Below are 14,071 nucleotides of genomic sequence, written 5' to 3'. Positions count from 1 at the left end.
CATGAATAAAACTATCCTCCTAAAATCTGAAATCGACACCCAAGCCTTAGCCAAAGAGCTTGCCAAAATGAATTTAACCGGTAGCGTTTGGCTGTCGGGTGATTTGGGTGCGGGTAAGACCACGCTTACCCGCTATTGGCTACAGGCAATGGGGCATACAGGCGCGGTAAAAAGTCCGACTTTTACCCTGGTTGAACCTTATCGTATTACGCAGGACGATGGTACAATTAAGCCGGTTTATCATGCTGATTTATACCGCCTTAATGATCCTGAAGAATTGGAATTTATCGGCTTTTATGAATATCAAGATGAGCCAAATAGTTTGGTCATTATTGAATGGGCGAGTCGTGCAGCAGGCTATTTGACGCCGCCCAATGCCACCCTTGATATCAAACGCCTGGATGATGAACAACGAGAAGTGACGATTAGTTTTGCCTGACAACCGTATTCATAAATTATCCCCACTGCTTATCAACCAAATCGCTGCTGGCGAGGTAGTGACGCGTCCGGCTTCTGTGGTCAAAGAACTGATTGAAAATGCGATCGATGCCAAGGCTACTCATATTCGAATCGATATCAAACAAGGCGGGCTTGGGTTGATTCAAATTAGTGACAACGGCATGGGAATTCATCCTGATGACATGACGCTTGCAGTCACTCGCCATGCCACCAGTAAACTTGCTAATGTCAGCGAGTTGGTTGGTATTCATAGTTTAGGCTTTCGCGGCGAGGCACTAGCGAGCATTGCAGCGATATCGCATTTGACATTAACCAGTAGTCACAATGACAGCGGCATAGGGCAACAGCTGAGCGTGAGCGGTAGTGAGGTAAGCCAAGCTACTATTCGCCCTATCGTAAAACATCGCGGCACGTGTGTCAGCGTTCGCGATTTGTATTTCAATGTGCCAGGCAGACGCTCGCACCTAAAAAGTATTGCCACAGAATTTGCCCATATTGAACAAGTCGTGCAGCGATTAGCGATTAGTTTTGCCGATGTGCAGATTGAATTATATCATCAAGACAAATTGCGTTTTAGCTTAACGCAGTCAGCCAAAGCACCTCACCAAAATTTAGAGGGTGCTGCATTGCCTTTTTTGCCCGCGTTTAGTTTGGCGCGGCTTGAACAAGCGTTAAATTTGCCATTGGCTGAGATTGCACAGCCATTTTATTTATCGCTGCAAGGTTTACAGGCACAGACAGAGGATTTAAATGCCCAAGTCACCGGCTGGTTTTTTATCGCCCATAAAAATAATCTGCCAAAACTGATTTATATCAATCATCGTTTGGTCAGTGATTTAGCGATTAGTCAAGCCATACAAAAAGTGGGTCGCAAACTGGGTATTGGTATCGATAATTCACTACAAATGGGCTATGCGTTGTCTTTTGAGCTGCCTGCCGAGTGGATAAATGTCAATATTCACCCAAGTAAACAACAAGTTAAAATCCAACCATTGACCAATATATTAGCTTGGTTGTCTCAGCATATGCTAGAGCAATTGCAGCCTAAAATGACGGCGTTAAACACCCTGCAACGGCAAACTTGCGTGACAAATACTGATGACAGTAACGTCGATAAATTTCAAAAATTGCCTGCGGGTGAAGCTACGTCCATTCAGTATATAAATCCTAATGACAAACCCACTAATCACACAACTCACATTGCCGAAAATCAGTCGCTTTATCAGCTGGGAACCCAGATGGGAAATCAGCTAGCAACAAAGGGTGCGGTTGATAGGGTAACGGATAGCGACTCGATACAGCTAGTGACCTTATTTGAAAACAAGCATGAATTTGAAAGACAGCATCAATTTGAAAACCAGCATCAAACTTTTGCTTTAATTTTTTGGCAACGATATTTTTATCTGATTGATTTACAATACCATCATATAGACAGTGATGATAAAGCGTATGTTCAATCTTATTTGAATCAAGCTGATTTTACCCAAATTGCCGATAATGCCATTCGAGTCAGTGAAACTGACATGCTACAATGGCTGCTGTCGAATTTACCTAATCCCCAGTCGTCTCCAGAATCCCCAGAATAAGTTATGATAACAGCCGATAAACAAGACGTGATTTGCCTTATAGCACCTACTGCCAGCGGTAAAACAGCGTTGGCGTACGAACTCTACGAAACAGGCAAATATCGTCTTATTTCGGTAGATTCTGCCTTGATTTATCGGGATATGAATATTGGTACTGCCAAACCGACACCTGAAGAATTGGCAAAGTATCCGCATGCGCTCGTTGACATCATCAGTCCTGAGCAAAGCTACAGCGTTGCCCAGTTTGTAGGCGATGTGGACTATCATATCAATCTTGCGCATCAGCAAAATAAAACACCTGTGCTGGTGGGGGGAACGATGATGTACTATATGGCACTGATTCAAGGTATCAATGATATCCCAGCCACCTTGCCAGAGACTCGCCAACAAGTCACCCAACTGATTGCCAAGCAGGGGATTGAACAGCTGCATGCTTATTTAACCCACGTAGATCCTATCCTTGCTAAGCAACTCAAAACCACAGACACCCAAAGAATTGGCAGAGCGGTCGAAATCTATCTACAAACAGGTAAGCCATTAAGCGCTTGGCAGAATCAGCCCGCTAGGACGATAGCCGACAATCCACATCAGCGTTGGCAAATTTTAGCCGTGATGCCAGATCGTGATTGGTTACACAAGCGTATCGCACTTCGGTTAGATATCATGTGGCAACAAGGTTTTTTGCAGGAAGTGATTGCCCTGCGACAACAATATCACCTCAGGGCTGATCTGCCATCCATGCGCTGCGTTGGCTACCGGCAAGCTTGGGATTTTTTAGAAAAAATACAAAATACAACATTGTTTACATATGATAATAATGAAGAAAATTTTCATGATGATGTGGCGCGTTTTTTACTAAACACGCACAGCTCCCCAATTCAAGATTATAGACAAACTATGCAAAATGAGGCATTATATGCTACAAGACAGTTAGCAAAACGCCAATATACATGGATTCGTAAGCTGGTTAGCACACAACAATTGGTTGAGCGTTTTGATATCAGACCCTTGGCAACTATTGATCAAGCAAGAAATTTGCTAATAAAAACAAGTTAACAGCAGTGACATGCTTGGGTGATACTATTTGAGTGCTTATCTAATATGGTGATTCGACAATCCATATTAAGCTAATAAGGTATAATTAAAAATTCGTTTAAAAATATAATAATTTAACCAACTTTCTGTTTATTTCTGGGAGAAACCTATGTCAAAAGGTCAAACACTACAAGACCCTTTCTTAAACTCTTTACGTAAAGACCGTATTCCAGTGTCTATTTTTTTAGTCAATGGCATCAAACTTCAAGGTCAAATCGAATCTTTCGATCAATATGTGGTATTACTCAAAAACACCGTCAGTCAAATGGTCTACAAACACGCCATTTCAACGGTAGTACCTGCCCGTAATCCCCGTTCAGCCACGCCAATGCCAGGGGCAAGTGGATACGGCCAATCTAGCCAACTGGGCTTTGGTCAAACAGGCGGTTTTGAACCACAGGGCTATGGCGCAAATCGCACAGGGTTCGCTAATCGTGCGGGCTTTGGTGACCGCGGCTTTGATGGCGGTTATGACAATGACCCACGTGGCTATTCGCACGAGCGTACAGGGTTTGCCCAAGCACCGTATGATCGCAGTGGTTTTACTGACCGTGGTTTTGATAGCGGCTATGACACTATGAATTTTGAGCCTGCCAAAGATGATACTAATTTTGACGATGATGCCAACGGCAATGGTGAAGACAAGTTTTAATTTTTAAATTCCAAATATGATATTACGTGGCGAACCCTATCAGTGTTCGCCATTTTTTATAGCTTTTATAACTTGTCTTTTATAGTTTACTTGGAACTGATTTAGCAATGCCTAGATTGTTAATATAAACTCGATGAAATGTTGTCAAAATATGTATTTTCGGACTTATCCCGTGAATATTAGCTTAAATTACGCTATGATAATCAGAGTTTAAAAAATTTTAAATTTTTAGCTTTAAAGATTGTTTATGCTAACTATCAAACGCCCAAATAAGCGTATAGCAATAAGCGCATAAAGATAAGTGCCCAAAAAAAGCGCACCAACAGCCATCTTGAAAAATTAGTGAGGAATTATCTTGGATGCATCGGTTGATTATTTAAAGCATGCCAAAGACGCTATCAAAACAGAACAACATGCTTTAGATTTGCTGATTGAACAGCTAGATGAACGATTTGTGACCGCTTGCCATTTGATCGAAAACTGTCAGGGGCGTGTGGTGGTGACAGGCATGGGTAAGTCAGGGCTCATTGGTCGCAAAATTGCAGCGACTTTTGCCTCAACGGGAACGCCATCTTTTTTTATGCATCCTGGTGAAGCAGGTCATGGCGACCTTGGCATGTTGGTCAAAGGCGATGTGTTAATCGCCATCTCAAACTCAGGTGAGTCAGATGAAATCCGCACGTTACTGCCTGTGGTAAAAAAACTGGGCATTCCGCTCATTAGTATCAGCCGCGACAAACGTGGTATTTTGCCAAGATCTGCCGATGTGGCTTTGACTTTAGGGGCGTCTGAAGAAGCTTGTCCCCTTGGATTGGCACCGACATCAAGTACCACAGCTACTTTGGCGCTAGGAGATGCGTTAGCGGTAGCACTAGTGCATAGTAAGCATTTTACCTCAGAAGATTTTGCTTTATCGCACCCTGCGGGGGCATTGGGTCGCAAATTATTAACCCAAGTGAAGGACTTGATGCATGTAAATAACCTGCCAACCATTGATGAGCATTCGACGCTTAACGAAGCCTTGTTTAGTATGACGGGTGGCAGACTGGGGATGACGGTAATTACCAATGCAAACAATCAAGTCGTGGGTGTATTCACCGATGGCGACTTGCGCCGTGGCTTAGCGCGCCAATTGGGGCTTGATACGCCGATTAGTCAGGTGATGTCAACCAATCCAAAGTCCGTCAATCCTGATATGCGTGCGTCTGATGCGCTGACATTAATGAATGAACAAAAGATAAATCAGCTATTAATCATTAATGATGATAAGACTTTAGCGGGTATTTTGACCTTGCATGAGCTACTACATGCGGGTGTGAATTAATAGGCTTAAAATAACTACTTTTAAAGTAACTAGGCTTACAATAATAAGGATAAGGTCATGCAAAGTCTGCTCACTAAAGCAAAAAACGTTAAACTATTGGTCATGGATGTGGATGGTGTACTGTCTGATGGAAAAATTATCTATGATGCCAACAGTGTTGAAACCAAAGGCTTTAATGTTCAAGATGGCTTTGGTATTCAGCGTATTCACCAAGCAGGTATTCAAACTGCCATTATAACGGGTCGCACTAGCGCCATTGTCACGCATCGCGCCAAAGAATTAAAAATTACCCATCTAGTGCAAGGGCGGGAAGACAAATTGACGGCGCTCAATGAATTGTTAGCTAAGATTGGTATCTCGCTAGCAGAATGTGCTTATATCGGTGATGATTGGCCAGATATCAAAGCCTTGCAATCCGTCGGATTTGCTGTAGCCGTGGCAAATGCTAATGGCGAAGTCATCAAACGGGTCGACATGGTTACCACGCGCTCAGGCGGAGAAGGGGCAGTTCGTGAGTTATGTGATTTGATTTTAAAAGCAACGGGTCATTACGATGATATTTTGGCCAGTTATGTGGTTTAGGTCATATAACTTGGTTTAAGGGATTTATGCTAAGGGATTTGTTCTAAGTGATTTTTTTTGAAAGTGGTTTAGTTTAAGTGATTTGTTTTAAGTGATTTGGCGTATGCGGCTTAGTGTGGTAACGTCCATTTTTATCAAATTTTTTGGCAATGTTAGGTGGCAATCGTGTCAACAAAAACGCTATTTATTTTAGGCTTATTATTTATTATCGTATCGGCCTATTTTTATACGCAAAACGATGCTCGCTTGACCCAAGTATCACTCAAACCGACCGATATTGATTACCAAGCAGAGCAAATTAAAGCGCTACAAACGACCGAAACAGGTAGTGTCGGCTATCAGTTAACAGCGGCGCAGGTAACCCATTACCAAAATGCCAATACCGCCGTGATGTCCAAGCCACAGATTGTTATCCGTCCAAAAAATGAGCGTGAAGTAACCTTGGTGGCAGACCAAGCGCAGTTGGATGAAAATAAGCAGATTGCCAAACTGATAGGTAACGTGACCTTAACCAGCGTTCCGTTGCTCACCCAAAATACCAGTATGTCGAATTTGCCCGTTAAAATGATAGGTAAAAACTTTGTGGGTGATTTGGTCAATAATACAGTAATGACTAATGAACCGCTGACCTTTATCCATGGCAATAATCGGTTTGATGCCAAACAATTTAGTGGTGACTTGGCAACGGGTGATTACGGTTTCGGACAAGTGAGTGTGATGATTCAACCTGCACAGTAGCTAACCCTATCTCTATGGAGTAGAGTGTCTACTGTTAAGATAGTAATTCAGTTGTGATGTTGACGGGATTTAAATGACTATCAAAAATCTTTAACTTCGGTGCTAATTTAATCTATATTGTTGATTTTAAAATTTTTACATAAAAGGTTTAACATGATTGTGGTGAAGACTCGACAATTAATAATGGCTGGCGGTGTGTTAGTTGCTGGCATCCTTGCGGCATCGAACGTGGCAAACGCCTTGCCATCAGACGCCAATGAGCCGATTCGGTTATTGGCAGACAAAGCGACGTATAGTGAGCGCTCTGGAGTGACAAGCTATACAGGCAACGTCACCATTACCCAAGGCACGCTCAAAATGGCGGCGGATAATTTAACTGTCAATTTGACGCCAACCCGCGCCATCGAAAGTGCAGTCGCAACAGGGCGTCCTGCCACTATCCAACAAATTGTGACACAAGAGAAGGGCTTGGCGAAAGGTCAGGCGAATCGAATTGATTACAATGTCAAAACAGGGCTTGTCACCCTCACGGGTAATGCGCGTTTGACCCAAAATGGCGGTAGTTTTTCTGGCAATGTCATCCATTACAGTCTAAAAGTGGGTGATATTGAGGCAAAAGCAGGCAATAACCAACGTGTTGAGCTGGTATTTCCGCCACAAGCGAGCAACCGTGTGGGCGTTCGTAATCGCTAGTATTTTTTAACTTGCTTTCGCTTTGTTCATTGCCATTGTTTAGTTCTAGGATTTATTATGTCGCAACCGCAAGCCAACCAGTCTCTAATCATGCAGCACCTTGCCAAACGCTATGGCAAGCGTTGGGTGGTTAAAGACGTGTCTTTTTCGGTAGAACAAGGACAAGTGGTTGGGTTACTCGGTCCAAATGGGGCGGGTAAGACCACCAGCTTTTATATGGTCGTTGGTCTGGTCAATATGGACAAAGGGCAAATACAGCTCGGCAATCAAGATTTGTCGGCATTGTCCATGCACGAGCGCGCCGCAGCAGGCATTGGCTACTTACCACAAGAAGCGTCAATTTTTCGCAAATTAACCGTTGAAGAAAATATTTTATCGATTTTGCAGACTCGCACAGATTTGGATAAAGCGGGGCAGCAGCAGCAACTTGAGCAGCTGATTGGGGAATTTAATTTGGGTCATGTGCGCCACTCATTAGGAATGAGCGTGTCTGGTGGTGAGCGCAGACGCTGTGAGATTGCCCGCAGCCTTGCCTCAAATCCCAAGTTTATTTTGCTTGACGAGCCTTTTGCAGGGGTTGACCCGATTTCGGTAGGCGATATCAAAGAGGTGATTATTAAGCTCAAACAGCGCGGCATCGGCGTGCTCATCACCGATCACAACGTGCGTGAGACTTTGGCTATCTGTGAACATGCTTATATTGTCAGTGAAGGACAAATTATTGCGGCAGGCACGCCAGAGCATATTTTAGACAATGAGTTGGTACGTAAGGTCTACTTGGGTGAAAACTTCATGGTCTAGCAAGATTGTTCAAGGCAAAACGTGATGACCACCAAAGCACGCATCTGGCAAGCGATTTTATTTGAGACAATCGCCATACTGCTATCATTAGGCTGGGTAAAATTACTCAGCTTTTTTGGCTTTACGGGTAGTGAATCGCAGCATAACTCAAGTATATTGGCGCTGCTGATTGGCATTTCGCTTATCGCCATGATTTGGACATTTATTTATAATTTATTGTTTGATAAATTTTTTACCGGTGAAAAACTGGCTCGTCCGCTATGGCTACGGGTACTGCATATAGTGGGGTTTGAAGGTGGCTTGTTGGGCTTTACCTTACCACTGGTCATGTGGGTGATGAATATTGGACTGTGGCAGGCGTTTATGCTCGATATTTCGTTGACCTTACTTATTTTGGTATATGGGTTTATTTTTTACTGGATTTATGACCTAGTCGCCCATAAATATAGTCGCAAATAACAGCAATCTTGCGGGTCAAAATTTGTGTGTCAAACATAGCTCGCTATCCCTAATTTCATTGCATTAATGTCATCGTATTAATTTCATTGCATAGTTTATACCTCTCACCACCACCAATACGCTTTAAGTTTTTTTATTTTAAATTTTTCTTTATTTTTAAATTTTTCATTGCAAATTGGACTCTATGGCAAAATCAAAATCATCCTACGTGTGCCAACAATGTGGCGCAAACTTCGGTAAATGGTCGGGACAGTGTGCCGAATGTGGCGCATGGAATAGCCTTGTCGAAGCGCCGACGGTCAGCATGCCACATCATAAACCTGTCACCAAAAAAGCTAGCAACTACGCAGGCGAACAATCGAGCGTCATGCCACTTAATGCTGTGCCTATGTCACTCGATACTAGGCTACCAACGGGTGTTGGTGAGTTTGATCGGGTGTTAGGCGGCGGCTTGGTGGCAGGTTCTGTGGTGCTGATTGGGGGTGATCCGGGTATTGGCAAATCCACTATCTTGCTTCAGACGGCGATTCACATGGCAGAAAATCAAAGTCTAGCCGGCAGTGCGCTGTACATCACGGGTGAAGAATCGTTGTCACAGGTGGCGATGCGGGCTAGTCGTTTGGGGCTACCCAATAACAACTTAAAAGTATTGGCAGAGACCAATGTTGAAATGATCTGCCAAGCCTTGACCCAAGAGCAACCAGCCGTCGCCATCATTGACTCAATTCAGACTTTGTTTACCGAAGCCATCCAATCCGCGCCAGGTGGGGTCAGTCAAATCCGTGAGTCAGCAGCGATTCTGACGCGCTATGCCAAGCAAACGGGTACAGCGTTATTTTTGGTCGGGCATGTGACCAAAGAAGGGGCGCTGGCAGGCCCTCGCGTGCTAGAACATATGGTAGATGCGGTACTGTATTTTGAAGGACAGTCGGACAGCCGTTTTCGAATGATTCGTGCGGTGAAAAATCGTTTTGGTGCCGTCAACGAGCTGGGCATTTTTGCCATGACAGATGCAGGACTCAAAGAAGTGGCAAATCCATCGGCGATATTTTTAAGTCGCTATGATAAACCGATTGCAGGCTCAGTGGTCATGGTTAGCCGTGAGGGTACCAGACCGCTACTGGTTGAAGTACAAGCGCTGGTGGATGAATCGCAAGGACAACCTAGGCGCATGGCACTAGGTTTAGATTATCAGCGCTTAGCCATGTTGCTGGCAGTCATGCACCGTCATGGCGGTATCCAAACCAATGGGCAAGATGTGTATGTCAATGTGGTAGGCGGGGTCAAGGTGCTTGAAACAGGCTCAGATTTGGCGGTTTTATTGGCCTGTGCGTCTAGTATCAAGGAAAAGCCTTTGCCTTATACCCTGGCAGTATTTGGTGAAGTGGGCTTGTCGGGTGAAATCAGACCTGTGCCCAATGGTCAAGAGCGTCTAAAAGAAGCGGTGAAACATGGCTTTACCCATGCGATTGTACCCAAAGCCAATGCCCCCAAAACGCAATTAGAGCAATATCAAGGTCTCAAAATCATCGCGGTTGAGCGACTAGACGATGCGATTGATAGCGCCTTTAATTATCTATAAATAAAGGAATCATCTATAAATAAAAGACATAAAAAAAGCTGAAAAGTAATGTTTCAGCTTTTTATAATTGACTTTTTTATTCTGCATCAGCGGCAAAATTAAAGTATTTGGATTGACTGCCAATGATTTTTTCAACTGCTTCAATCACTTCATCCACCACATCATCATACACGCCATAGTGAAGCTCATTGCGAAACGAGGTAAACGGGCTTTTACGTAGACCTGAACGCACTTCGGTGATACCATTTTTATGGTAAATAAAATCAACTTTACCATTGGTGTTTAGTACACAGCTTAACCGTCCATCTTTTACCATCATATCCACGCGCTCTGGCATAAAGATGTATTCATTGACATTTAACGTTTTGTCTTCGACAGCTTTCGTAACAAGTGATTTTAAATCAAACATAGTGACCTCAAAGGATATTGTTTTTTATAATTAAAATTTAGGGAAAATAGCAGTATTGTCACTGCTTGCTTATCCAGTGTTATTATGAAGAATTAATTTATCACTGTGTGTAAAAAAATGGATAACTTATGTTATCCATCCTCATCTTGTTAAACGCTAGCGTTTATTTAACTTATTCTATTTAACCCATCGCATTTAACCCACCGTATTTGATTGGGCCCAGTTAAATTAGCTCAAAATTAAGCTATCATCTTCTACCACTTCGCCGCGGGTGCGTTCAAACATATTGAGTAAATCATGAACAGTCATGCCTTTGCGTTCATCGCCTGATACGTCTAGTACCACTTGTCCTTGGTGTAGCATGATGGTGCGTGTGCCGTGATTGAGCGCTTGCTGCATGGAGTGAGTGACCATCATGGTGGTGAGATTGTTTTCTTGGACGATTTTATCGGTCAGTTCCAAGACGAAAGCGGCGGTTTTTGGGTCAAGGGCAGCCGTGTGTTCATCGAGTAGTAAAATTTTCGACGGCTGCAGGGATGCCATTAATAGGCTAACCGCTTGGCGTTGCCCGCCTGATAATAAACCCATACGGTCAGTGAGTCGATTCTCTAACCCTAATTTTAAAATCGCCAGTTTTTCACGGAAAATTTCACGGTTTTTGTGATTCAATGCGCCTTTTAAAAAACGCGATTCGCCACGCTTGTAAGCAAGTGCCATGTTTTCTTCAATGGTTAAGGCTTCACAAGTACCTGCCATTGGGTCTTGGAAAACGCGTGCTACCCAGTGTGCCCGCTGATGCGCGGATTTTTTGGTCACGTCAATATTGTTTAGGGTAATTTTGCCGCTATCGACCCGAATCGTGCCGGCAACGGCATTTAAAAACGTCGATTTACCTGCGCCGTTGGTACCAATGACCGTGACAAATTCACCCGCTTCAATACGCAGGCTGATACCACGTAAGGCAGGGTTTTCAATGGGCGTACCAGGATTGAAGGTCAATCGTAGGTTGTCTGCGTTCATCATAAGGCATTGTCCTTTTACTTTACTTTATAAGTTGTTAAGTGCCAAAGTTAAAATCAACTATTTGATACCAAGTTAAGCGGCATGCTTATGGCGATTGCTCAAAATTTTTGATTTGATTTTTGGTAGGATTAAAGCAATCACCACTAGTAGTGCGGTGACTAAGTTAACATCTTGAGGACCAAAACCAATCGCACGTAAGGTATCATTTGACAACGCAATTTGGATAAAGAATTTATAAAGAATCGCCCCGACAATAGCAGATAGGGTAATCCACAGCATTTTTTTGGCAGGAATGATGGTTTCACCAATGATAACGGCAGCAAGACCAATCACAATGGTGCCAACACCAATAGAAATATCGGCACCGCCTTGGGTTTGCACAAAAATCGCACCAGCAAGCGCAATCAGCCCGTTAGAAATCGCCATACCTAACAAAATACTACGAGAGGTAGCAATCCCTTGAGCTTGTGACATTCTAAGGTTAGAGCCAGTTGCCCGCATTGCCAAGCCCATCTCAGTACTAAAAAACCAGTCTAGGAATAATTTGGCAGCAATCACCACACCACCAATCACCACACAGCGCATCCAATAGCCGTTACTATCAGTCACCAGTTCGCCAAATATTGTTGGCTCACCGAGCAATGCCAAGTTTGGCGCTTGCATAATACGTAGATTGACGGCATACAGCGCGACCATGACTAAAATACTGGAGAGCAACTGTAAAATACCAAGTTTGACATGTAGCCAAGCCGTTACCAAACCTGCAACACCCCCAGCAAGCATACCAAAGATACACGCCAGCCAAGGGTTGACATCCGCGATGATTGCCACACCTGCGACAGCACCGCCTAAGGGAAAACTACCATCCGCGGTCAAATCTGGAAAATCTAACACCCGAAATGAAATGTATACGCCCAAAGCCACTAACGCATAGATTAGACCACTTTCTAGGGCACCAAATAAAGCAAGTAACGACATAACTGTTCACACAAAAAAGTAAAGACCGCTTGTTAATTCAACAAGCAGTCAGGTGTTAAGGTAAACCAAGTGGCATTAAGCGTAATGCGACTAAAGTACAAATACGCGCTTTGAAACTTTAGTTGCCACTGGGAAATTAAATTTACAATCACATTAAAACAGCTAAAACTAACAAAAGATTTATTGTTTAGCTTTTGGTGCAGGCTCTACTTCGGCTGCCTGACTAATTAAATCTTGTGGCAGCGTAATACCGACTTCTTGCGCGTGTTTTGGACTAAGGTATAAGTCAAGCTTATTCATAGTGATAGGCTTGATGGTACCTGGTTTTTCGCCTTTTAGGACGCGTCCAACGATTTTACCTGTTTCGATGCCTAAGTCTTTGTAGTTTATACCCATTGCTGCGACTGCACCACGTGCAACGGAGTCAGTATCGGACGCCACTAGGGGTACTTTGATTTCTTTAGCCGCTTGGTAAAGCGACTCATAAGCGGATACCACGTTGTTGTCAAGTGAGGTATAGATGAGCTGAACTTTACCTTGTAGACCGCGAGTGGCTTGGGGAATATCGGTAGTGCGCTGTGCAGGTGCCGCAACGATGTTGATACCCATCGGTTTAAATTTTGTTTCAAGCGCTTTGAGTACCACCGTTGAGTTGACTTCCCCTGGGCTGTATACATAGCCGACTGATTTGAGATTTGGTACGACTTTTTTCATCAGCTCAATCTGTGGCTCAAGTGGCAACATGTCTGATGCGCCTGTCACGTTGGTGCCAGAGGCTTCCCAAGATTTTATCAGTTTCGCTTCGACAGGGTCGGTAACCGCAGAGAAGATAACAGGAATTGAGTTGGTCGCTGCAATGACGGATTGCGCCGATGGGGTAGCAATAGCAACGATGGCATCGGGTTTATCCGCAGCAAATTGTTTGGCAATTTGACCGGCAGTCGCCGTATTGCCTTGGGCTGATTGGAAATTTACTTTTAGGTTTTGACCTTCTTTAAAGCCTTCGTTGCCAAGCTCTTCAATCACACCTTGACGAACGGCATCTAATGCTGGGTGCTCAACGATTGCCGTGATAGCAACAGATTTGGTATCGCCTGACGCAGCTGTCGTTGCACTTGCTGTGCTTGCAGTACTGGCATCAGCTGTTTTATTGTTAGATTGGCTGCAGCCCATCAGGCTTGCCATACAAATTCCACCTAGCATCATTGCTTTGGTCAAACGAGAAACACCAAATGTAGCGTTCAACATATATCACTCCAAAAATCCATCCATAGGGTAACGATTAAAAAGGTAATAAAAAGGTAAATCTTAAAAAGAAAATCTTACACTTCGATAACAATATCATACAGCATTGTTAAACATTATTTACATTTTATCAGCTAATTTTGCAGCCGCATAGCGTTATATGTATTAGGCAAGTTTGCCAACTATGATTAAAGCTTTGGGTAACTGATTAAAAAGGCATTATCTGATAAATTCCTATAACATAACAATCTGCCTCATTTCGCTAATGTATCATTTTTCAATAATAATTCGCTAAGTCATCAGCTAACTAATAAGTCATAGCGCATTGTTTTTAAGTAGAAAGAAAATTACCACAGCATTGTCATATTAAGTTACATTTTAATTTCATAATATATAGTAAAAGAAATTAAAAACTACCACAAATCCACATAAAGTAGAAGAATAG

Annotated in this window: 15 protein-coding genes; 11 read left to right on the top strand and 4 right to left on the bottom strand. The window is 43.3% G+C overall.

Annotation, left to right across the window (positions count from 1 at the left end; all coding sequences use genetic code 11):
* Position 1: 1 nt before the first annotated feature.
* The 11 genes from tsaE to radA all read left to right on the top strand — a co-directional run bounded on the left by tsaE (position 2) and on the right by radA (position 9,971).
* Positions 2–439 carry a tRNA (adenosine(37)-N6)-threonylcarbamoyltransferase complex ATPase subunit type 1 TsaE gene (gene tsaE, locus RTS09_RS06830; protein WP_312535483.1) on the top strand — a complete coding sequence of 146 codons (438 nt, stop codon included), beginning with the start codon at positions 2–4 and terminating at the stop codon, positions 437–439.
* Complete coding sequence (gene mutL, locus RTS09_RS06825) at positions 432–2,045, top strand: DNA mismatch repair endonuclease MutL (protein WP_312535480.1); 1,614 nt, start codon at positions 432–434, stop codon at positions 2,043–2,045. The genes tsaE and mutL overlap by 8 nt, the downstream gene beginning before the upstream one ends.
* 3 nt (positions 2,046–2,048) lie before the next feature.
* Positions 2,049–3,101 (top strand): tRNA (adenosine(37)-N6)-dimethylallyltransferase MiaA, encoded by a 1,053-nt coding sequence (gene miaA / locus RTS09_RS06820; RefSeq protein WP_312535478.1) that lies wholly within the window; start codon positions 2,049–2,051, stop codon positions 3,099–3,101.
* A gap of 148 nt (positions 3,102–3,249) precedes the next feature.
* Positions 3,250–3,792: an RNA chaperone Hfq gene (hfq, locus tag RTS09_RS06815; protein WP_284034420.1), complete on the top strand. Its 543-nt coding sequence runs from the start codon at positions 3,250–3,252 to the stop codon at positions 3,790–3,792.
* Positions 3,793–4,147: 355 nt separating this feature from the next.
* Positions 4,148–5,116, top strand: coding sequence for a KpsF/GutQ family sugar-phosphate isomerase (locus tag RTS09_RS06810; RefSeq protein WP_083106173.1), 969 nt, complete (start codon positions 4,148–4,150; stop codon positions 5,114–5,116).
* Between the two features lie 57 nt (positions 5,117–5,173).
* On the top strand, positions 5,174–5,698 hold the full coding sequence (locus RTS09_RS06805; protein WP_062334430.1) for a KdsC family phosphatase: 525 nt from the start codon (positions 5,174–5,176) through the stop codon (positions 5,696–5,698).
* A gap of 165 nt (positions 5,699–5,863) precedes the next feature.
* A complete protein-coding gene (gene lptC, locus RTS09_RS06800) occupies positions 5,864–6,436 on the top strand; it encodes an LPS export ABC transporter periplasmic protein LptC (protein ID WP_007116348.1) in 573 nt (190 codons plus the stop codon).
* Positions 6,437–6,619: 183 nt separating this feature from the next.
* Positions 6,620–7,129 (top strand): lipopolysaccharide transport periplasmic protein LptA, encoded by a 510-nt coding sequence (gene lptA / locus RTS09_RS06795; RefSeq protein ID WP_219298982.1) that lies wholly within the window; start codon positions 6,620–6,622, stop codon positions 7,127–7,129.
* A gap of 57 nt (positions 7,130–7,186) precedes the next feature.
* Positions 7,187–7,930, top strand: coding sequence for an LPS export ABC transporter ATP-binding protein (lptB, locus tag RTS09_RS06790; RefSeq protein WP_060994790.1), 744 nt, complete (start codon positions 7,187–7,189; stop codon positions 7,928–7,930).
* Positions 7,931–7,954: 24 nt separating this feature from the next.
* Positions 7,955–8,389: a PACE efflux transporter gene (locus tag RTS09_RS06785; RefSeq protein WP_076774418.1), complete on the top strand. Its 435-nt coding sequence runs from the start codon at positions 7,955–7,957 to the stop codon at positions 8,387–8,389.
* Positions 8,390–8,573: 184 nt separating this feature from the next.
* Positions 8,574–9,971, top strand: coding sequence for a DNA repair protein RadA (radA, locus tag RTS09_RS06780; RefSeq protein ID WP_309596351.1), 1,398 nt, complete (start codon positions 8,574–8,576; stop codon positions 9,969–9,971).
* 76 nt (positions 9,972–10,047) lie between these two features.
* Here the strand turns inward: radA and RTS09_RS06775 are convergent, their stop codons facing one another.
* From RTS09_RS06775 to RTS09_RS06760, 4 genes are all read right to left on the bottom strand, one after another.
* Positions 10,048–10,380 carry a hypothetical protein gene (locus RTS09_RS06775; protein WP_096488671.1) on the bottom strand — a complete coding sequence of 111 codons (333 nt, stop codon included), beginning with the start codon at positions 10,378–10,380 and terminating at the stop codon, positions 10,048–10,050.
* 228 nt (positions 10,381–10,608) lie between these two features.
* Positions 10,609–11,403, bottom strand: coding sequence for an ABC transporter ATP-binding protein (locus RTS09_RS06770; protein ID WP_312535465.1), 795 nt, complete (start codon positions 11,401–11,403; stop codon positions 10,609–10,611).
* 72 nt (positions 11,404–11,475) lie between these two features.
* Positions 11,476–12,381 carry an ABC transporter permease gene (locus tag RTS09_RS06765; protein WP_203171654.1) on the bottom strand — a complete coding sequence of 302 codons (906 nt, stop codon included), beginning with the start codon at positions 12,379–12,381 and terminating at the stop codon, positions 11,476–11,478.
* A gap of 180 nt (positions 12,382–12,561) precedes the next feature.
* Positions 12,562–13,554, bottom strand: a complete 993-nt coding sequence (locus tag RTS09_RS06760; RefSeq protein ID WP_409418380.1) for an ABC transporter substrate-binding protein — start codon at positions 13,552–13,554, stop codon at positions 12,562–12,564.
* Positions 13,555–14,071: the final 517 nt, after the last annotated feature.

The sequence above is a fragment of the Moraxella sp. CTOTU47618 genome (assembly GCF_032017425.1).
Taxonomy (GTDB): Bacteria; Pseudomonadota; Gammaproteobacteria; order Pseudomonadales; family Moraxellaceae; genus Faucicola; species Faucicola tetraodonis.
The sequence above is the reverse complement of the archived record's forward strand: the minus strand, read 5'-3'. Positions and strand labels throughout refer to the sequence as shown.

Excerpts from the sequence above, each read along its gene's own strand:
- lptA (WP_219298982.1), top strand. The coding sequence starts at position 6,620 with ATGGCTGGCGGTGTGTTAGTTGCTGGCATCCTTGCGGCATCGAACGTG.
- lptB (WP_060994790.1), top strand. The coding sequence starts at position 7,187 with ATGTCGCAACCGCAAGCCAACCAGTCTCTAATCATGCAGCACCTTGCC.
- hfq (WP_284034420.1), top strand. The coding sequence starts at position 3,250 with ATGTCAAAAGGTCAAACACTACAAGACCCTTTCTTAAACTCTTTACGT.
- RTS09_RS06760 (WP_409418380.1), bottom strand. The coding sequence starts at position 13,554 with ATGGGCTGCAGCCAATCTAACAATAAAACAGCTGATGCCAGTACTGCA.
- tsaE (WP_312535483.1), top strand. The coding sequence starts at position 2 with ATGAATAAAACTATCCTCCTAAAATCTGAAATCGACACCCAAGCCTTA.
- RTS09_RS06765 (WP_203171654.1), bottom strand. The coding sequence starts at position 12,381 with ATGTCGTTACTTGCTTTATTTGGTGCCCTAGAAAGTGGTCTAATCTAT.
- RTS09_RS06785 (WP_076774418.1), top strand. The coding sequence starts at position 7,955 with ATGACCACCAAAGCACGCATCTGGCAAGCGATTTTATTTGAGACAATC.
- RTS09_RS06775 (WP_096488671.1), bottom strand. The coding sequence starts at position 10,380 with ATGTTTGATTTAAAATCACTTGTTACGAAAGCTGTCGAAGACAAAACG.
- RTS09_RS06805 (WP_062334430.1), top strand. The coding sequence starts at position 5,174 with ATGCAAAGTCTGCTCACTAAAGCAAAAAACGTTAAACTATTGGTCATG.
- miaA (WP_312535478.1), top strand. The coding sequence starts at position 2,049 with ATGATAACAGCCGATAAACAAGACGTGATTTGCCTTATAGCACCTACT.
- RTS09_RS06770 (WP_312535465.1), bottom strand. The coding sequence starts at position 11,403 with ATGATGAACGCAGACAACCTACGATTGACCTTCAATCCTGGTACGCCC.
- radA (WP_309596351.1), top strand. The coding sequence starts at position 8,574 with ATGGCAAAATCAAAATCATCCTACGTGTGCCAACAATGTGGCGCAAAC.